General features: G+C 57.6%; 18 protein-coding genes and 1 pseudogene. 7 read left to right on the forward strand and 12 right to left on the reverse strand.

What is annotated here, in order from left to right; translation table 11 throughout:
• Positions 1-11: 11 nt before the first annotated feature.
• Together CU102_RS08835 and CU102_RS08840 are read right to left on the reverse strand one after the other, a co-directional pair.
• Entirely contained in the window at positions 12-455 is a 444-nt protein-coding gene (locus tag CU102_RS08835) for a YqaA family protein (RefSeq protein WP_106710806.1), read from the reverse strand.
• A gap of 49 nt (positions 456-504) precedes the next feature.
• The gene (locus tag CU102_RS08840) at positions 505-1,023 is read right to left on the reverse strand and encodes a single-stranded DNA-binding protein (RefSeq protein ID WP_106710807.1); all 519 of its coding nucleotides are present in this window, start codon (positions 1,021-1,023) and stop codon (positions 505-507) included.
• A gap of 440 nt (positions 1,024-1,463) precedes the next feature.
• Between CU102_RS08840 and uvrA the strand changes: the two genes are divergently transcribed.
• From uvrA to glnA, 4 genes are all read left to right on the forward strand, one after another.
• Positions 1,464-4,385, forward strand: coding sequence for an excinuclease ABC subunit UvrA (gene uvrA / locus CU102_RS08845; protein ID WP_106710728.1), 2,922 nt, complete (start codon positions 1,464-1,466; stop codon positions 4,383-4,385).
• Between the two features lie 110 nt (positions 4,386-4,495).
• Complete coding sequence (locus CU102_RS08850) at positions 4,496-5,302, forward strand: DUF72 domain-containing protein (RefSeq protein ID WP_106710729.1); 807 nt, start codon at positions 4,496-4,498, stop codon at positions 5,300-5,302.
• Positions 5,303-5,553: 251 nt separating this feature from the next.
• Positions 5,554-5,892, forward strand: coding sequence for a P-II family nitrogen regulator (locus CU102_RS08855; RefSeq protein WP_008123000.1), 339 nt, complete (start codon positions 5,554-5,556; stop codon positions 5,890-5,892).
• 76 nt (positions 5,893-5,968) lie between these two features.
• The gene (gene glnA, locus CU102_RS08860) at positions 5,969-7,378 is read left to right on the forward strand and encodes a type I glutamate--ammonia ligase (RefSeq protein ID WP_106710730.1); all 1,410 of its coding nucleotides are present in this window, start codon (positions 5,969-5,971) and stop codon (positions 7,376-7,378) included.
• Positions 7,379-7,460: 82 nt separating this feature from the next.
• Here glnA and CU102_RS08865 read toward each other — a convergent pair whose 3' ends face one another.
• The 3 genes from CU102_RS08865 to crcB are packed head-to-tail and all read right to left on the reverse strand — an operon-like array spanning position 7,461 to position 9,698.
• Positions 7,461-8,255 (reverse strand): ATP12 family chaperone protein, encoded by a 795-nt coding sequence (locus CU102_RS08865; protein ID WP_106710808.1) that lies wholly within the window; start codon positions 8,253-8,255, stop codon positions 7,461-7,463.
• A 45-nt stretch (positions 8,256-8,300) separates the two neighbouring features.
• On the reverse strand, positions 8,301-9,287 hold the full coding sequence (locus CU102_RS08870; protein ID WP_106710731.1) for an RluA family pseudouridine synthase: 987 nt from the start codon (positions 9,285-9,287) through the stop codon (positions 8,301-8,303).
• A gap of 33 nt (positions 9,288-9,320) precedes the next feature.
• Complete coding sequence (gene crcB, locus CU102_RS08875; RefSeq protein ID WP_106710732.1) at positions 9,321-9,698, reverse strand: fluoride efflux transporter CrcB; 378 nt, start codon at positions 9,696-9,698, stop codon at positions 9,321-9,323.
• Positions 9,699-9,897: 199 nt separating this feature from the next.
• Here crcB and CU102_RS08880 point away from each other — a divergent pair, with 199 nt between their 5' ends.
• Entirely contained in the window at positions 9,898-11,673 is a 1,776-nt protein-coding gene (locus CU102_RS08880) for a glucan ABC transporter ATP-binding protein/ permease (protein WP_106710733.1), read from the forward strand.
• 49 nt (positions 11,674-11,722) lie between these two features.
• On the opposite strand, the gene CU102_RS08885 is transcribed toward CU102_RS08880, so the two are convergent.
• Positions 11,723-13,036: a replication-associated recombination protein A gene (locus CU102_RS08885; RefSeq protein ID WP_106710734.1), complete on the reverse strand. Its 1,314-nt coding sequence runs from the start codon at positions 13,034-13,036 to the stop codon at positions 11,723-11,725.
• Positions 13,037-13,055: 19 nt separating this feature from the next.
• Positions 13,056-14,480 (reverse strand): DegQ family serine endoprotease, encoded by a 1,425-nt coding sequence (locus CU102_RS08890; protein WP_208113798.1) that lies wholly within the window; start codon positions 14,478-14,480, stop codon positions 13,056-13,058.
• Positions 14,481-14,669: 189 nt separating this feature from the next.
• Between CU102_RS08890 and CU102_RS08895 the strand changes: the two genes are divergently transcribed.
• Positions 14,670-15,473: an AraC family transcriptional regulator gene (locus tag CU102_RS08895; RefSeq protein ID WP_106710735.1), complete on the forward strand. Its 804-nt coding sequence runs from the start codon at positions 14,670-14,672 to the stop codon at positions 15,471-15,473.
• A gap of 88 nt (positions 15,474-15,561) precedes the next feature.
• The gene (locus CU102_RS08900) at positions 15,562-16,173 is read left to right on the forward strand and encodes a LysE family translocator (RefSeq protein ID WP_106710736.1); all 612 of its coding nucleotides are present in this window, start codon (positions 15,562-15,564) and stop codon (positions 16,171-16,173) included.
• A 39-nt stretch (positions 16,174-16,212) separates the two neighbouring features.
• On the opposite strand, the pseudogene CU102_RS08905 reads toward CU102_RS08900, so the two are convergent.
• The 5 genes and pseudogenes from CU102_RS08905 to rpsM form a co-directional block, all read right to left on the reverse strand.
• Positions 16,213-16,623 (reverse strand): annotated as a pseudogene (locus tag CU102_RS08905) (hypothetical protein); the annotation flags it as partial.
• Positions 16,624-16,922: 299 nt separating this feature from the next.
• The gene (rplQ, locus tag CU102_RS08910; RefSeq protein ID WP_027233184.1) at positions 16,923-17,351 is read right to left on the reverse strand and encodes a 50S ribosomal protein L17; all 429 of its coding nucleotides are present in this window, start codon (positions 17,349-17,351) and stop codon (positions 16,923-16,925) included.
• Between the two features lie 72 nt (positions 17,352-17,423).
• Positions 17,424-18,437, reverse strand: a complete 1,014-nt coding sequence (locus CU102_RS08915) for a DNA-directed RNA polymerase subunit alpha (RefSeq protein WP_099999147.1) — start codon at positions 18,435-18,437, stop codon at positions 17,424-17,426.
• A gap of 111 nt (positions 18,438-18,548) precedes the next feature.
• Positions 18,549-18,938 carry a 30S ribosomal protein S11 gene (gene rpsK / locus CU102_RS08920; protein ID WP_008124952.1) on the reverse strand — a complete coding sequence of 130 codons (390 nt, stop codon included), beginning with the start codon at positions 18,936-18,938 and terminating at the stop codon, positions 18,549-18,551.
• Positions 18,939-19,068: 130 nt separating this feature from the next.
• Positions 19,069-19,437, reverse strand: a complete 369-nt coding sequence (gene rpsM / locus CU102_RS08925) for a 30S ribosomal protein S13 (RefSeq protein ID WP_106710737.1) — start codon at positions 19,435-19,437, stop codon at positions 19,069-19,071.
• Positions 19,438-19,444 lie beyond the last annotated feature (7 nt).

The raw sequence follows: 19,444 nt of genomic DNA on the forward strand, positions 1-19,444 counted from the left end.
GCTCTCGCCGCTCATATGAACTGCCAGCCTCGCGCCAGCATGAAGACCACGAGATATCGCATGGTCTTTGCGATTGTCACGAGGACGAGGAAGCTCGGCAAGGGTTCCCGGAGGACACCGGCAACCACCGTGAGTGGATCGCCGACGATCGGGGCCCAGCTCAACAGAAGCGTCCACCGGCCATAACGATGATACCAGGACGCAGCACGATCGAGTTGCGCATGGCTGGCGGGAAACCATTTGCGGTCGCGAAACCTGTCAATTGCCCGGCCGAGCAGCCAGTTGACCACGGAACCAAGCACGTTGCCGACACTGGCCACGGCGATCAGCGCTACCGGTGAATACGAATTGCTGAGAAGAAGTCCTGCAAGCGCCGCTTCGGATTGCATCGGAAATACGGTCGCCGCAGCGAAGGCGATTGCGAAAAGCCCTGCATAAACGCCCAGATCACTGATCATGACTGGGCGTTGATGGCGTTCATTTGATGTTTATTGCATCGATATCTCAGAACGGGATCTCATCGTCGAGATCGCGTGAGAAATTTCCGCCCGCACCGGACGAACTGCTAGACGATGCGCTGGAGCGACCGAAATCCGAACCGTAATCATTGTCGGATACCTGCCCGCGGCCGGAACTGTTGTCGAAGGAGCGGCCGCCGCCAGCATTTTCGCCGCGTGAATCGAGCATCTGCAATTCGCCGCGGAACTTCTGCAACACGACCTCCGTCGTATAGCGGTCATTGCCGGTCTGATCCTGCCACTTGCGGGTCTGCAGCGCACCTTCGAGATAGACCTTCATGCCTTTCTTCAGGTACTGCTCGGCGACCTTCGCAAGGTTGTCATTGAAAATGACGACGCTGTGCCACTCGGTCTTCTCCTTGCGCTCGCCGCTGTTCTTGTCACGCCAGCTTTCCGACGTGGCGATACGAAGGTTGACGACCGGGTCGCCTGAACCCAACCGCCGGATTTCCGGGTCAGCGCCAAGATTTCCTACCAAAATGACCTTGTTGACACTGCCTGCCATGACCTGAACTCCATAAATTCCGCTTTTAAAATTTGCGCCATCATACAGAAGCCGCATTCAAGGCGGGCAACTGATTACCGCTATCCACAATATACAGTCCCGGGTCACGCCCGCTTCGCTGGCCGTTGAATTCCTCCTGCCAGATTTGTCAGGAGACATTCAACACTTCCAATGCCGCCGGGAACCACAAGGCACCTGGTTTTTTACTGCCAACGCTCGAACAAGACTGCTTTCATACCCTGTCAGCGCTATGTCAGTAGAGCATCCACAATTTGTTCTTTTTTTGTTCTATCACTTGCTCTAACAATGTCAACATGGCTATGTTGATTCCAACAGGGTTTGACCTCGCAAATTGGAAGAGGCTTTCTAAATATAGATAAGCCTCTCGCCGAGGGCCATAACTCCTTCCAAATAGCGCGCCCTCTCAAAGGCAAACACACATGAGCGATCAGAAATACATTTCCATTCGCGGCGCCCGCGAACACAATTTGAAGAACATTGATCTCGATCTGCCGCGCGACAAGTTGATTGTCATGACCGGCCTTTCGGGTTCGGGTAAGTCGTCGCTCGCATTCGACACGATCTATGCCGAGGGGCAGAGGCGTTATGTCGAGAGCCTGTCCGCCTATGCGCGGCAATTTCTCGAGATGATGCAGAAGCCGGACGTCGACCAGATCGACGGCCTGTCGCCAGCAATTTCCATTGAGCAGAAGACAACCAGCCGCAATCCCCGGTCGACTGTCGGTACTGTCACGGAAATCTACGACTATCTGCGCCTGCTCTATGCGCGCGTCGGCATCCCCTATTCGCCGGCAACCGGTCTGCCGATCGAAAGCCAGACCGTCAGCCAGATGGTCGATCGTGTTCTAGCATTGGACGAAGGCACCCGCCTTTTCATTCTTGCGCCGATCGTGCGCGGCCGTAAGGGTGAGTACCGCAAGGAACTGGCCGACCTGCAGAAGCGCGGCTTCCAGCGCGTCAAGGTCGATGGCACATTCTATGAGATTGCCGACGTTCCAGCGCTCGACAAGAAATACAAGCACGACATTGACGTCGTGGTCGACCGCATCGTGGTCCGTTCTGATATAGCAGCGCGCCTGGCGGACAGTCTGGAAACTTCGCTGAAGCTCGCGGAGGGCATCGCTGTCGCAGAATTCGCCGACAAGCCGCTTCCGGCCGACGAAACGGCCAGCGAATCCGCCAACAAATCCAAGAATGACACTCATGAACGTGTGATGTTTTCGGAGAAGTTCGCCTGCCCTGTTTCCGGATTCACGATATCTGAAATCGAGCCGCGATTGTTCTCCTTCAACAATCCCTTCGGTGCCTGCCCGACCTGCGACGGCCTCGGCACCCAGAAGGCCATCGATCCGACAATGATCGTGCCCGACGAAAGCCTGACGCTGAAGAACGGTGCCATCGCGCCCTGGTCGAAGTCGAGTTCGCCATACTACCACCAGACGCTGGAAGCGCTCGGCTCCGCCTACGGCTTCAAGGTCGGCGACCGCTGGCGTGATTTGAGCGAGGATGCCCAGCAAGCGGTTCTCTACGGAACAGGTAGCCGTGAGATCCAATTCGCCTATGATGACGGCCTGCGTTCCTACCGCACGACCAAGCCGTTCGAGGGCGTCATCCCCAATCTCGAACGCCGCTGGAAGGAAACGGACTCCGCCTGGTCGCGTGAAGAGATTGAACGTTTCATGTCCGGCACGCCCTGCCCCGCCTGCAATGGCTACCGGTTAAAGCCAGAGGCGCTGGCGGTGAAGATCGGCGGCCTGCATATCGGCCAGATCACCGAAAAATCCATCCGTCATGCCGATGCCTGGTTCCGCGACATCGACAAGACATTTAACGAAAAGCAGAGCGAGATTGCCGCGCGGATTCTCAAGGAAATCCGCGAGCGCCTGCGCTTCCTCAACGATGTCGGCCTCGACTACCTGGCACTGTCGCGCAATTCCGGCACGCTGTCCGGCGGCGAAAGCCAGCGTATCCGCCTTGCCTCGCAGATCGGCTCAGGCCTGACCGGCGTGCTTTATGTGCTGGACGAGCCGTCCATCGGCCTGCATCAGCGCGACAATGAGCAATTGCTCAAGACACTTCGCCATCTGCGCGACCTTGGCAACACTGTCATCGTGGTTGAACATGATGAGGATGCAATCCTCACAGCGGATTACGTCGTGGATATCGGCCCGGCCGCCGGCATTCACGGCGGCGAGATCATAGCGCAAGGTTCACCCGCCGACATCATGGCCAGCCCGAACTCGCTCACGGGCCAATATCTGTCAGGACAGGTCGAAGTGGCCGTACCCTCCGAGCGGCGCAAGACAACGAAGAAGCGCATCAAGATCGTTGGTGCTCGCGGCAACAATCTGAAAAACGTCTCGGCCGAGATTCCGCTCGGCACGTTTACCGCTGTCACCGGTGTTTCCGGCGGCGGCAAGTCGACATTCCTGATCGAGACTTTGTTCAAGGCGGCATCGCGCCGTATCATGGGCTCGCGGGAACATCCGGCAGATCATGACCGCATTGAAGGGCTGGAGTTTCTCGACAAGGTCATCGATATCGACCAGTCGCCGATTGGACGCACGCCCCGCTCGAACCCCGCAACCTATACGGGAGCCTTCACGCCAATCCGCGATTGGTTTGCCGGGCTTCCGGAGGCAAAGGCCCGCGGCTATCAACCCGGCCGCTTCTCCTTCAATGTCAAAGGTGGACGCTGTGAAGCGTGCCAGGGCGATGGTGTGATCAAGATCGAGATGCACTTCCTGCCGGACGTCTACGTCACCTGCGATGTTTGCCATGGCAAGCGCTACAATCGCGAGACGCTGGAAGTGTTGTTCAAGGGCAAATCGATCGCTGATGTGCTCGACATGACTGTGGAGGAAGGTGCGGAGTTTTTCGCCGCGGTCCCGGCCGTGCGCGACAAGCTGCAGACGCTGGCCAAGGTTGGGCTCGGCTACATTCACGTCGGCCAGCAGGCCAATACCCTGTCGGGCGGCGAGGCACAGCGCATCAAGCTCGCCAAGGAATTGTCACGCAAGGCCACGGGCCGCACCCTCTACATCCTCGATGAACCGACGACGGGCCTACATTTCCACGATGTGGCAAAGCTGCTCGAAGTGCTGCATGAGCTTGTTGATCAGGGCAATACAGTCGTGGTTATCGAGCACAATCTCGAAGTCATCAAGACGGCTGACTGGGTCATTGATCTTGGACCGCATGGTGGTGATGGCGGCGGCGAGATCGTGGCAGTCGGCAGGCCGGAAGACATTGTCGAGGTCGACCGTTCCTACACGGGCCAGTTCCTCAAGGAATTGCTTCGCCGGCGTCCTGGACACAAGGCGCAGGCGGCGGCAGAATGACCTGAAAGCTCGCCTTCTGGCGGGCCTTTTCTATCTGGAGCAGTTCCAGGAAAAGTGGGAACCGGTTTTCCGCCCGGAATTGCGCTAGACGAGCGGAGGGAGGAATCCGAATGAATGGCAGCGGAACTATAAGGACCGGTATTGGCGGCTGGATTTTTGAACCCTGGCGCGGAACCTTCTACCCGGAGGGCCTGTCCAAGACCAGGGAGCTGGAATATGCCGGCCAGCATCTCCAGACGATTGAGATCAACAGTACCTACTATGGCACCCAGAAACCGGCGACCTTTGCCAAGTGGGCTTCCCAGGTTCCGAACGGCTTCATTTTTTCGGTCAAGGGCAACCGCTTCGTCACGAATCGCCGCGTTCTTGCCGAAGCCGCTGACTCGATCCAGTATTTCGTGAAGTCCGGAATTGTCGAACTCGGCGACCGCCTGGGGCCGGTGGTCTGGCAGTTCGCCCCGACCAAGAAATTCGACGCCGATGACTTCGGGGCCTTTCTCGACCTCCTGCCGAAGAAGGAGGCCGGCATTGGTTTGCGTCACGCCGTCGAGGTCCGTAATCCCTCGTTCATCGATCCGAACTTCATCGCATTAGCCAACAAGAACGGCGTCGCAGTCGTCTATGCCGAGCATTTCGAATATCCGGAAATCGCCGACGTCACTGCCGATTTTGTCTATGCGCGCCTGCAAAAGGGCGATGATGCCATCGAAACGGCCTATCCGGCAGAAGCGCTCGACAAATGGGCAGAGCGCACCAAAGTTTGGGCACAGGGCGGCATACCGGAAGATCTGCCGCTGGCGGATCCCGGTCAGCACCCGGAGAAACGCCCGCGCGACGTTTTCGTGTATTTTATCCATGAAGGCAAAGTGCGCGCGCCGCAGGCAGCTCAGGCGCTGAAAGAGCGTCTTACCACATAACGCGGGCGCTGGGCACATTGCGAATGCCTATTGTATGTGCATTTTGCCTATCTTTTGCGCATCGCGGTTAGGCATTCGTGCGCTTCTGCGATGAATTATGCGCCAGCATTCCAGGAAACTCCTTGTTGTCGGCAGGCAAAATCGATTCCCAGGAATTATTTGTTCCAGATCCGCTAGTTGGCATGCTTCCTGCTTTTCCTGTGACAAGCGGACAAGAGGTCCGTTTCTATGCTTAGGGAGATTGTTCTCTGATGAAGAAAATCGAAGCCATCATCAAACCATTCAAGCTAGATGAGGTGAAAGAGGCACTGCAGGAAGTGGGGCTTCAGGGCATCACTGTCACGGAAGCCAAAGGTTTCGGCCGGCAGAAGGGCCATACGGAATTGTATCGCGGTGCGGAATATGTCGTCGACTTTCTGCCGAAGGTCAAAGTGGAGATCGTATTGGGCGATGAATCCGTCGAGGCAGCCATCGAAGCGATCCGCAAGGCAGCGCAAACCGGCCGTATCGGCGACGGAAAGATCTTTGTCTCCAATATCGAAGAAGTTGTACGCATCCGGACCGGCGAGTCCGGCATCGACGCCATCTGATCCCCAATACCCACCCATCCGCTGGCACGTTCGAGCCGGCAGCACCAATCATCGTCGCTGAACAAGGAAAATTGACATGACGACCGCCAAAGACATTTTGAAACAGATCAAGGACAACGACGTGAAGTTCCTTGACCTCCGCTTCACCGATCCCAAAGGCAAACTGCAGCATGTGACGATGGATGTTGCCGAGGTGGACGAAGACATGTTCGCCGACGGCGTCATGTTCGACGGCTCCTCCATTGCCGGCTGGAAGGCCATCAACGAGTCCGACATGGTTCTCATGCCAGACACTGACACAGTGCACATGGACCCGTTCTTCGCCCAGTCGACCATGGTTATCCTTTGCGACATTCTCGATCCGATTTCCGGGGAAGCCTATAATCGCGATCCACGCGGCACTGCCAAGAAGGCCGAAGCCTACATGAAGGCGGAAGGCATCGGCGACACGATTTTCGTTGGTCCGGAAGCCGAGTTTTTCGTTTTCGACGACGTCAAGTACAAAGCCGATCCCTATAATACTGGCTTCAAGCTCGACTCCACCGAATTGCCCTCCAATGACGACACCGACTACGAAACCGGCAACCTTGGCCATCGTCCGCGCGTCAAGGGTGGCTATTTCCCGGTTCCGCCAGTCGATTCCGCCCAGGATATGCGTTCGGAAATGCTCACGGTCCTGACCGAAATGGGTGTGCGCGTTGAAAAGCATCACCACGAAGTGGCTGCCGCTCAACATGAACTTGGCATCAAGTTCGACGCCCTCACCCGCAACGCCGACAAGATGCTGATCTACAAGTATGTTGTGCATCAGGTCGCCAACGCCTATGGCAAGACGGCGACGTTCATGCCGAAGCCGATCTTCGGCGACAACGGCTCGGGTATGCACGTGCATATGTCGATCTGGAAAGAAGGCAAGCCGACCTTCGCCGGCAACGAATATGCTGGCCTTTCTGAAAACTGCCTGTTCTTCATCGGCGGCATCATCAAGCATGCCAAGGCGATCAATGCCTTCACCAACCCCTCGACCAACTCGTACAAGCGTCTGGTTCCGGGTTATGAAGCCCCGGTTCTGCTGGCCTATTCGGCACGTAACCGCTCGGCGTCCTGCCGTATTCCGTTCGGTTCCTCGCCGAAGTCCAAGCGCGTTGAAATTCGCTTCCCGGATCCGACAGCCAACCCGTATCTCGGCTTTGCCGCGATGCTGATGGCAGGCCTCGACGGCATCAAGAACAAGATCCATCCCGGCCAGCCGATGGACAAGGACCTTTACGATCTTCCTGCGAAGGAACTCAAGAAGATCCCGACCGTTTGCGGCTCGCTGCGCGAAGCTCTTCAGAGCCTCGACAAGGATCGCGGCTTCCTGAAGGCCGGCGGCGTATTCGATGACGATCAGATCGACAGCTTCATTGAATTGAAGATGGCCGAAGTGATGCGTTTCGAAATGACCCCGCATCCGGTCGAATACGACATGTACTATTCGGTCTGATCAGATCGGATGATTAAAAAAGAACCCCGGCTCGTGCCGGGGTTTTTGATTCCTGCCAAGAAAAATGGGCCGTCGACATGAGTCAGCCGCCGGTCACGGCTTCCAGCATCTTCACTGCGGCAATCATCTCGCGCTCGCGCATCGCCCGTCGGGCTGCCGCTTCTGCATCCTCGCCCCAATGTTCGATCGTCCAGTCCTCATCCACATGCGCCAGTTCCCAGGCCTCGGCGCCGGAAACCTCGCCCTTGGCGACAGCGAGTGCCAAGATCGCCGAACCGGTCAGCGTGGTGATTGTGTGAAGGGACGCAATCGCAAACGGATCGGTGAACGCGCCAAGATGCGCACTGAAAGCGCCGAGCGCTTCCCGCGGCTGTTCCACGTGCATGACGCCTTCCGCCAACGCGAAACGTGCGCCAAGGTGGGACGCTGCCCAGTTGATGACCGGGTCCCACAGTTCGGTCTGGCGATTAACCAGCCGTTCCGGCGAACCTGCGCGATAGCACAGCATATCTGATGAAGCGAAACGCAGAACGTCTTCCAATACGGCCTGCGGGTCGTTGACGATGCCGTCTATGGCTGTGTTCGCCAAGCGCGTCGCAGGCATGCGCGCAGGGTCGATCTCCTTGTCCTGCGCGGAGAACTCATCGGCGATCAGTTGGGCCGCCGCCCGTGTCGGCAAGGACAGGTTCTGGCGGGCGGGCGTCTTGACGACACGGCCATCAAGCTCGACGGCAAACGCCCCATCATGCTCGGCAACGGCCGCCTGCTTGTAGAAACGCTTCGGCAAGGGCAGCTTCGACTGGATTTGAGCGCGGCGAACCGGATCCGGATCGGAAAGGCCGTCTTTCGTATCCATATTGAACAAATCGTTACGCATCATCGTATTCCAATAATTGGCTATCTACGGCACGAGTTCCGTGCATCAATCCTTTTCGTCCGCATCGTTCTCATCGAAACCCAGCAGGTTCCATGATTGTACCATATGCGGCGGCAGCGGTGCGGTGACATCAATCACCCCTCCGGATGGATTGGGAACGCGGATCCGCCGCGCATGCAGGTGCAAGCGGTTCTGGATACCGCCCGGAAACGACCAGTTCGTGTCCGCCTCGAAATATTTCGGGTCGCCGATGATCGGGCAGCCGATATGCGCGGCATGCACGCGCAGCTGATGCGTCCGGCCGGTGTAGGGCTCCATTTCCATCCAGGTCAGGACCTGCCCGGCGGATTCGATGACGCGATAATAGGAGACTGCGTGATCGGAATCCGGTTCGCCGTGCTGGGCGATGCGCATGCGGTCGCCATCGGGCGTGGTTTCCTTGACCAGCCAGGTTGTGATCTTGTCCTCGCGCTTGCGCGGGATACCTTTGACGAGCGCCCAATAGGTCTTCTTGGTTTCGCGTTCACGAAAGGCCGCGGTCAACGCCTGTGCAGCGCCGCGCGTGCGGGCAACGACGAGGACGCCGGATGTGTCACGGTCGAGCCGATGGACAAGCCGGGGCTTTTCGCCCTTTTTGTTCCGCCAGGCCTCCAGCATGTCGTCGACATGACGATTGACGCCGGAGCCGCCCTGCACCGCGAGGCCAGCCGGCTTGTTGAACACGAAAACCTTCGGATCCTCGTAAAGCAGCATCTGCGACAGCACATCGCCATCCTCACGGCCGCGAATGCTCTTGCCGGTCAGATGGCCTTCGGCTTTGGAATCAACCGGCAACGGCGGGATGCGAACAGTCTGTCCGGCCTGCAGTCTTGTGTCGGATTTGGCGCGCGATCCATCAATGCGGATCTGGCCGGACCGCAGCAATTTCTGCAGGTGCCCGAAACCCAAACCGGGATAATGGACCTTGAACCACCGGTCGAGGCGCATCTCGGCCTCACCCGTATCGACTGTCTTTTGTTCTACCGCTGCCATAACTCTGCCTTTCAATCAGGCATGCGCTTAGCACTATGCGGCAATTCTTGCGAGCCATAATCCGAAAAACAGCGCGCCAATGCTCAAGATCACGCTCGCGAGCACATAAAAGAACGCCGCGGCAAGGTCGCCGCGCTCCCACAGCACCGCGAAATCCAGCGAAAACGAAGAGAATGTCGTAAATCCGCCTAACACGCCGATCGCCACGAACAGCCGCAGTTCCGGCGAGCCTTCGAAGCGCCGCGCCAGCAATTCAATGAAAAGCCCCATGAGCAGGCCGCCCACGATATTGACCGTCAGCGTCCCCCAAGGAAAAGCCACCCCCAGAATTCGTGCCATGAGAATACCGACAAGGTAGCGAGCGACAGAGCCGATCGCCCCGCCGGATGCCACAAGTAATATTGCGTTCATTTTGCATTCAGCTCGGTTGATTTAGTTTGTGAACTCAAATGGTTGAATCATCACGGGACGTTACGCGGCGTAGAAAAATGTTCCTTGTAGGAACAGGGAACAATCAAGACTTTAGAGCATTGAATATTGCGGTGCACAAGAGTCTGATGCAGAGTCAGTCTGCGGCGTGAGTAGCAGCCCAAGCAAGCGGAGTGGCACAGTGTCATTGTTAAACATCTATTGGAAATCGCTCCAATATCTCGGCGCTGAAAAGCGCGCGACCGTGTTTATCTGCGTGGTCAACATCGCCTTGGCTCTAACCATGCTTTTTGAGCCGTTACTTATGGGCCTCGTCATCCAGGCAATTGCCGACAAGGCCGACATATGGCTTCCCCTTACACAATTGGCCGCAGTTGGCTTGTTCCATATCGGCGCGAATGTCCTGGTTGCGAGGGAGGCCGATCGCCTCGCGCACCGGCGCAAACTTGCCGTCCTCACCGAGTCTTACAATCGCGTGATCAGCATGCCGCTTTCGTGGCATCACCAGCGTGGCACATCCAATGCGATGCATACGCTTTTGCGCGCGATCGAGACTTTGTTTGGCCTGTGGCTTGAATTCATGCGCACTCACCTCGCGACCACAGTCGCCCTCGTCGGCCTAATTCCGATGGCTTTGGTTCAGGACTGGCGTCTGGCTTCTGTACTGGCGGTTCTGGGTGTCGTTTATGTCCTGGTTAGCCGCTTTGTGACAGCGAAGACCAAGGACGGTCAGGCGCAGGTCGAGCGCCATCACATTACGGCGTTCAGCCACGTTACCGACTCTATGGGCAATATCTCCGTGTTGCAGAGCTATAACCGCATCGATGAAGAAACGCGCGCCCTGCAGTCCTACGCAAAGCAACTGCTTGCCGCGCAATACCCTGTATTGAACTGGTGGGCCCTGGCCGCCGGTATCAACCGCATGGCATCCACGATATCCATCCTCGTGGTTCTGGCCCTCGGCGCGCATTTCGTTATGCAAGGTCAAATGCAGGTTGGTCAGGTCGTGTCGTTCATCGGCTTTGCCGGTCTGCTCATTGGTCGCCTTGATCAGCTCAGTGCCTTCGTGAACCAGATTTTCGCGGCCCGCGCCAAGCTCGAAGACTTTTTCGACATGGAAGCCTCTGCAGCCTATGCGGTAGAACCGAAGACTGTCCACGACATCGACAACGTAAGCGGTGATGTCGAATTCGAAGATGTTTCCTTCGCGTTCGCCAATTCAACGCAGGGCCTGAAGAAGGTTTCGTTCAAGGCAAAGGCTGGCCAGACGGTTGCGATCGTTGGCCCGACCGGCGCCGGCAAGACGACGCTGATCAACCTCTTGCAGCGTGTGTACGATCCGAAGGAAGGCCGTATTCTGGTCGATGGTATCGACACCCGTACGATCAGCCGCCGCTCGTTGCGCAATGCCATCGCTACGGTGTTCCAGGATGCCGGCATGTTTAACCGTTCGATCGAGGACAACATCCGCATTGGGCGCCCGAAAGCCAGTGCCGAGGATGTGCTTGCGGCCGCTGAAGCTGCAGATGCGAGCGACTTCATCCTCCAGAAGTCCGGCGGCTATGGCACTGTTGTTGGCGAGCGCGGCTCGCAGCTCTCGGGCGGTGAACGCCAGCGTGTCGCCATTGCCCGCGCGATCCTCAAGGATGCACCCATCCTCGTCCTCGATGAGGCGACGAGTGCCCTCGACGTTGAAACAGAAGCACGCGTCAAGGTTGCGGTCGACAAGCTGTGCCAGAACCGCACGACCTTCATCATCGCACACCGTCTTTCCACGGTTCGCGATGCCGATATCGTGCTCTTCATGGACCAAGGTGAGGTCGTCGAGTCCGGCAGCTTCGACGAACTGGCCCGCCAGAACGGCCGCTTCACGTCACTGCTGAAGGCCGGCGGTCTGAAGCTCGACGACGATACCGCCAACGTTACGCCCTTCCCGCGCAAGCCGGAAGCTGCCTGATCGGACGGAAATCATATAAAACAGGAAGGCCGCTGTTCAGCGGCCTTTTTCATTTTTCTCCGCGCTCCTGGCGAAGCTTTTTCCAGTAGTCGATGCGCTTGCGGATCTCGCGCTCGAAACCACGCTCCGGCGGATCGTAGAATGTCTGGCGGCCCAGTGCTTCGGGAAAATAGTTCTGGCCTGAAAAGGCATCGGGCTGATCGTGGTCATAGGCATATCCCTTGCCATAGCCCTCGCCCTTCATCATTTTGGTCGGCGCATTGAGAATATGCTTCGGCGGCACGAGCGAACCGTTTGCCTTGGCTGTCTGCATGGCTGCCTTGTAGGCGGTGTAGACCGCGTTGGATTTGGGCGCTGTCGCGAGATAGACACAAGCCTGAGCCAGCGCGAGTTCCCCCTCGGGTGAACCCAGATAATCATAGGCGTCCTTCGCGGCGTTGCAGATCACCAGTGCCTGCGGATCGGCAAGGCCAATATCCTCACTCGCCATGCGCACCATGCGCCGGCCGATATAGAGCGGATCTTCGCCTGCATCGAACATCCGGCAGAGATAATAGAGTGCCGCGTCTGGATCCGAGCCACGCACCGACTTATGCAGCGCCGAAATCAGGTTGTAATGTCCGTCCTGACCCTTGTCATAGACCGGCGCGCGCCGCTGCACGATCTGCTGTACCCTTTCGGCATCAAACACCTCGCCGTCGCGCGCTGCGCGCCACACTTCTTCAGCCAGCGTGAGGATTGCGCGGCCGTCGCCGTCAGCCATGCGCACAAGGCTGGCGCGCGCCTCTTCGTTCAGGGGCAAGGTTTTTTCCTCGTGGCTCTCCGCGCGCTCCATCAAGGCTTTGAGGCTGGTCTCATCGTGCGGATGGAAGACCAGCACGCGGGCACGCGACAGAAGAGCGGCATTGAGCTCAAAAGACGGATTTTCGGTGGTGGCACCGACGAGTACGATCGTGCCATCCTCCATCACCGGAAGAAACGAATCCTGCTGTGCCCGATTGAAGCGATGTATTTCGTCGACGAACAACAGGGTTTGACGGCCGGACATCTTGCGCGCCCGCGCCATGTCGAAGACTTTCTTGAGGTCTGCGACACCGGAGAAGATCGCTGAAATCTGCTCGAAAGCCAGATTGGTCTCATTGGCAAGCAGCCGCGCCACGGTCGTCTTGCCCGTCCCTGGCGGCCCCCAGAAGATCATCGAGCCGATCGAGCCGGCGTCGATCATGCGCGTCAATGCACCTTCCGTCCCGGTCAGGTGCTCCTGACCGGTGACGTCCTTCAGCGTTCTTGGCCGCAAACGGTCCGCCAGCGGCCGGCTTCTGTCCGAGGCCGGATCGTCGTTGACCGAAAACAGATCCGCCATGATCTTTATCCAATGTTTTCTAGCGAATAATCTGCCGGATTATGTCACCACCGCGCTCAAAATCGAAGCGCCAAAGCACTGGCTTGCTCGACATCGCCTTGGTCAGGTCAGCCATGGTCTCGATCTCCGCGCCGTTTATCCCGCGCACGATGTCACCGGGCTGCAGGCCAATGCGCGCAGCAGGCGTATTCGGGAAAACCTTGTCGACGGCCACACCTTCCGTATCGGATGGCAGATTCAAACGTGCGGCGCTGCTCGGGGTAAGCATCAGCACGTGTGCGCCGGATAGCGGATTTCTGCCCTGAATCAGCATCTGATTATCCAGCGAGTCCGGTCCCGGCTTTTCCAGAACAACCGTAATGGCCTTTTCCTTTGAGCGACTCAGCACCTGCAGCTGCACGGTCTTGCCTATGCCAGCTGTGCTCAGGCGATATCCCAGCCCGTCCGGATTTTCGATCCGCACCCCATCCACCGAAAGGACGACGTCACCAACAAGCAACCCACCTTTCTCCGCCGGGCCGCCCTTGCCGATATTCGTCACAAGTGCACCATAGGGCTGTTTCATGCCCAGGCCTTCAGCGACATCCGGGGTCACATTCTGGAATGTGGCACCAATATAGGGCCGTTCAAATGTGTCGCCGCCGCCTTTGGCTGTCTCAACAACTGCCCGTACCATATTGGAAGGAATAGCAAATCCGATGCCGATCGATCCGCCGGAACGGGAGAAAATTGCTGTATTGATGCCAATAAGCTTGCCGCTCAAATCGATCAAAGCTCCACCGGAATTACCGGGATTGATGGCGGCGTCAGTCTGGATGAAGAAATCGAAATCCGAAATGCCGACGCGCGTGCGCGCCTGCGCCGACACGATGCCGCTCGTCACCGTTTGGCCGACACCGAACGGATTGCCGATGGCAAGCACGAGATCGCCCACTTCAACCTTGTCAGAATCGGCCAATTGCAGGGCAGGAAGCGGTTCGCCTGCGTCGATCTTCAGGATGGCGAGGTCGGTCGACTCATCCTTTAGCAGCACCTTTGATTCAAACTCCCGCCCATCCGAAAGAGCAACCTTCACACTGTCGGCGTTGCGAATAACGTGATTGTTGGTGACGATGATGCCTGACGCATCCGCTATCACGCCGGAACCGAGCGATGATTGGACACGTGGCGGCCCATTGAACTGACCGCCGAAGAATTGCTCGAAGAACGGATCACCGGCGAAGGGCGAGCGTGTCCGAACCGCCTGTGCTGCGTAGACATTGACCACGGCGCCTGCCGTCTGCTTCACGAGCGGCGCGAAGGAAAGCTGCATTTGCTCATGCGTTTCCGGTAGTTGTTTTGTTGTATCGGTTGCCGTTTGCGCGTGAAGCGGCGCCACCATGCCGGAAAGCAAGGCGGTGCATAAAAAAAGTGCCCGCGCCGATGGTGCGACTTTGAAGTTCATTTCTATCTCCGATACATGATGAATCAGTCAAACTGTCTCGACCAATGTGGTGATTTCCTAAGGAGATACCAGCCAAGAAACAAAGCAAATTTGAGACATTTGGTTCCATGCCGCCTGTGCACGCTTCTTGGATTCCAGAATTTGGGGTATGAGTATGGCGGCGCGGAGGGCCACCATGGCAGTAACGGGATGACATCGGGCCGTTTCAAAATCTTCCCCTGCGAAATTGCCGGTATCGAAATTGTCGAGGCGGCCACGGACCACGTGTTTCCGCGCCATTGGCATGAGCAATATGGCATTGGCGTCATTCACCAAGGCGCGCAGAAGTCCCTGAGCGGCCGCGGCGCGGTGGTGGCCGGACCTGGTCAGGTCATCACGGTCAACCCCGGCGAAGTGCATGATGGCGTGCCGATAGGCGATGCTGGCCGTTCGTGGCGAATGCTGTATTTCGATCCGGCGATTGTGGGCAAAATCGGCGCCGAGGATGGGCAAACTACCTGCGAGTTTTCCTTGCCTGTATTGGCGGACGCAAGGGTCGCAGCATTGTTCCAAAGCCTGTTTCGTGCCCTGACGTCGCCGGGCAGGCCGTCGTCCAGCCTCCAGTACGACGAACTCCTGTTGCAACTGCTCGGCAGCGTTATCCTGGTACAGAAGGAAAGCAGAGCGGCTGACCCGGCATCGATGGCCATCCGCGAGGCACAGGCCTTGATCGACGATGAGCCAACGGCTCCGGTCACACTCACCGACCTTGCAGGCAAAAGTGGCATGAGCCGGTTCCAGATCGTACGGGGGTTTGCCAAGGCGACAGGCTTCACGCCCCACGCTTATCTCATGCAGAGGCGAATAGACCTTGCCCGCCGCCTGATTGCCGGCGGCGCTGCACTCGCCGATGCAGCCGCCGCAAGCGGGTTCGCCGATCAGAGCCACATGACGCGCCTATTCGTTCGCAAATATGGCGTCTCCCCCGGCGCTTATGCAGCTGCAGTCGCCTGATTTTCATACCGCTGCAATCCTGTTCAAGACGAACAATCCCTTCATAGGATTTCATATCGCTCACTAAAACTCGCAATGGAGCATTGCCGTGGGCATCGAATTCCTGATTACCTCATTCATTATAGTGATCTCGCCCGGCACGGGCGTGGTCTATACGCTGGCGACCGGGCTTTCGCGCGGTGGCCGCGCGAGCGTTGCCGCAGCATTCGGCTGCACCATCGGTATTATCCCCCATATCGCGGCTGCCATCGGCGGCTTGGCGGCGATCCTCCACACGAGCGCCCTCGCCTTTCATACCTTCAAATACATCGGTGTTGCCTATCTGCTTTACATGGCCTGGGATGCGCTGCGCGAGAAAGGTTCGCTCAATATCGAAAACAAGGCTGTCGAGCGGTCAACGGCGCAGATCACCGTCACCGCCATCCTGATCAATATCCTCAATCCGAAACTCTCGATTTTCTTTCTGGCATTCCTGCCCCAGTTCGTCAGCGCCAATGAACAGCATCCGATCTCACGCATGCTCATGCTGAGCAGCGTGTTCATGCTGATGACCTTCGTCGTGTTCGTCGGCTATGGGCTCTTCGCCGCCTCCGTACGTGATAAGGTCATCTCGCGGCCGCGGATATTGATTTGGATGCGGAGGACGTTTGCCGGTGCATTCATGGCGCTTGGCGTCAAGCTGGCGCTCGCCGACCGCTGACTGGCGAGCCGCGCCGGCACTTGCATTCCCTCAACCCAATTACCTGGCCGCCGACAGCACCTTTTGACATGCGGGCGAGAGGCGGCTCATGTTCTGGCGAAGGCAAGCAATGCCCCGACCCGCACCAAGCGGGACCGTTCCACAGAGCGCCCGGAAATCGGGGCCGCACTCTTCTCGGGCAATGGCCATTTCTTCTCGCGGAGTCATAGAAGGCGCTGGCGCGGCCGGTGCTGCGGTGGCTGGAGCCGTGGTCGTTGCAGCCGGTGCCGACTTGCCCGAACCGAGCGCACTAAGCGCCTGCTGGCACCCGGACGATAGCGACGAGCTATGCTGCTGAAGACAGGAGAGCGCCGCCTGACCACCAGGCTGTACGCCCGAGCATTGCGCCATGAAATCGGAACGGCAGGCTGATTTGATTGCGTTTTGCTGCGCTGGTGTCGGCTGTTGCGCCAGAGCCGCGCCGGCGAAAAGGCCAACCATGCAGAGCGCTGGCAATGCGATGCCTGCCAGCGACCTTCTCAGCCGCCCTGAAAATGCATTGCTGGTAATAGCTTCCCTATATGGATCAATATTAGTCATCGGACCCTCCCTGGAATGTGATCCCAGACAGAGGCTGACAACCTATTTGGATAATTCAAGTACGTTACGGTTACGCCCGGTGTGGCATTCCACGCGAGGCCGTTGAACAACAACACGAAAAGGGGGCGCAAGCCCCCTTCTCAAATCTCACGTCAGTGTTGAAGCGTTGCTTACGCTGCTTCGGCTTCGTTCGCCTGCTCGGCAGCAACGCGAGCCAGGTCCTTGGAACCCTTGGCGCTAGTGTCGCGATCGACGAATTCGACAACTGCGAGCGGTGCATTGTCACCGGTGCGGAAGCCTGCCTTCATGATGCGGATGTAACCGCCATTGCGCTGGCCATAGCGCGGAGCAAGTGTGTCGAACAGCTTTGCTACAAGCTTGGCGTCGCGAATAGCCGAAATGGCCTGACGACGGGCGTGCAGATCGCCGCGCTTGCCGAGCGTGACTAGCTTTTCTACGATTGGACGAATTTCCTTGGCCTTGGGCAGCGTTGTCACGATCTGCTCATGCTCAATCAATGATGCAGCCATATTGGCAAACATCGCCTTACGATGGCTGGCAGTCCGGTTAAGCTTGCGGCCTGAATTACCGTGGCGCATGAGCCTTCTCCTTCAGTTTCTCTTTTTCGGGCTCACGGCCCGGGCTTTTGTTTCGGGCAAGAGCCCGGGTTCTTAATACTGGTCTTCGTAACGCTTCGCGAGATCTTCGATGTTCTCCGGCGGCCATGAAGGAACTTCCATACCGAGATGGAGACCCATGGAAGCCAGAACTTCCTTGATTTCGTTCAGCGACTTACGGCCGAAGTTCGGTGTACGCAGCATCTCTGCTTCTGTCTTCTGAATGAGATCGCCAATGTAGACGATGTTATCATTCTTCAGGCAATTTGCCGAACGTACCGAGAGTTCGAGTTCATCGACCTTCTTGAGCAGAGCCGGGTTGAACGCAAGTTCAGTGACCTGTTCCTGCTGAACTTCCTTCTGCGGCTCGTCGAAGTTGACGAAGATTGCCAGCTGGTCCTGAAGAATACGTGCTGCGTAAGCAACCGCATCTTCACCCGAGATCGAACCATCGGTCTCGATCTGCAGGATCAGCTTGTCATAATCGAGAACCTGACCTTCGCGGGTGTTCTCGATCTTGTAGGATACCTTGCGAACCGGTGAGTAGAGGCTGTCGACCGGGATCAAGCCGATCGGAGCGTCTTCTGCACGGTTGCGGTCAGCCGGAACGTAGCCCTTGCCGGTGTTGACGGTGAATTCCATGCGGATTTCAGCGCCTTCGTCCAGCGTGCAGATCACGTGTTCCGGATTGAGGATTTCGATATCGCCAACCGTCTGAATGTCACCAGCCGTTACAACGCCTGGGCCTTCCTTGCGGACGACCATGCGCTTCGGACCATCGCTTTCCATGTGGATCGCGATTTCCTTGATGTTGAGGACAATGTCCGTCACATCTTCACGCACGCCGGGGATCGACGAGAATTCATGCAGAACGCCGTCGATCTGTACAGCTGTCACGGCAGCGCCGCGCAGCGAAGACAAGAGCACACGGCGCAAGGCATTGCCGAGCGTCAAGCCGTAGCCGCGTTCAAGCGGCTCGGCGACGACCGTTGCCTTTGTCTTCGAGCCGGAGGTCTGGAACTCGACCTTGTTCGGCTTGATCAATTCTTGCCAGTTCTTCTGGATCATTTAATTTTTCCCTATCCTTGCCTTTACCACCATCCAATCGTGGCATTGAGGCGTGGAAACCGCAGAGGAGCTGAAAATCAGCTCATGCGGCCAAATCCTGTCGCAAAAAGATTAGACGCGGCGACGCTTGCGCGGGCGGCAGCCATTGTGCGGGATCGGCGTTACATCGCGGATCGATGTAATCGTGAAACCAGCAGCCTGGAGTGCGCGCAGAGCCGATTCACGGCCGGAGCCCGGTCCGCAGACTTCAACTTCGAGCGAACGCATGCCATGTTCCTGTGCCTTCTTGGCGCAGTCTTCAGCAGCCATCTGTGCAGCGAAAGGCGTGGATTTACGCGAACCCTTGAAGCCCTGCGCACCAGCGGAAGACCAGGCAATCGCGTTGCCCTGTGCGTCCGTGATGGTGATCATCGTATTGTTGAATGTCGAATTTACGTGAGCAACGCCCGACGAAATATTCTTGCGCTCGCGACGGCGAACGCGCGTGGCTTCCTTGGCCATGGTAGTCCTTTCAATTGATCTCGACGCCTCCGTATTTCCAGAGGCTCCACCGTGGTTTCAGTTAAAGTGCGAAACCAGCACTCTATTCTGCAAAAGCAGAACCGGCGCAGCGGACCGCGCCGGAATAAACTTACTTCTTCTTGCCGGCGATTGCCTTGGCAGGGCCCTTGCGGGTGCGCGCATTGGTATGCGTGCGCTGACCGCGAACCGGTAGCGAGCGGCGATGACGCAGACCGCGATAGCAGCCTAGATCCATCAGACGCTTGATGTTCATCGAAACTTCACGGCGCAGATCACCTTCAACCTGGTAATCGCGATCGATCGTTTCACGAATCTGCAATACTTCCGCATCGGTCAACTGATTGACGCGACGCTCTGCAGGAATGCCGACTTTCTCGACGATTTCCTGAGCAAACTTTTGACCGATCCCGTGAATGTACTGAAGCGCGATGATAACGCGCTTGTTCGTCGGGATGTTGACGCCAGCGATACGAGCCACGTCTGTT

Origin of the sequence: Phyllobacterium brassicacearum, from assembly GCF_003010955.1 — a bacterium.
GTDB classification, from domain to species: domain Bacteria; phylum Pseudomonadota; class Alphaproteobacteria; order Rhizobiales; family Rhizobiaceae; genus Phyllobacterium; species Phyllobacterium brassicacearum.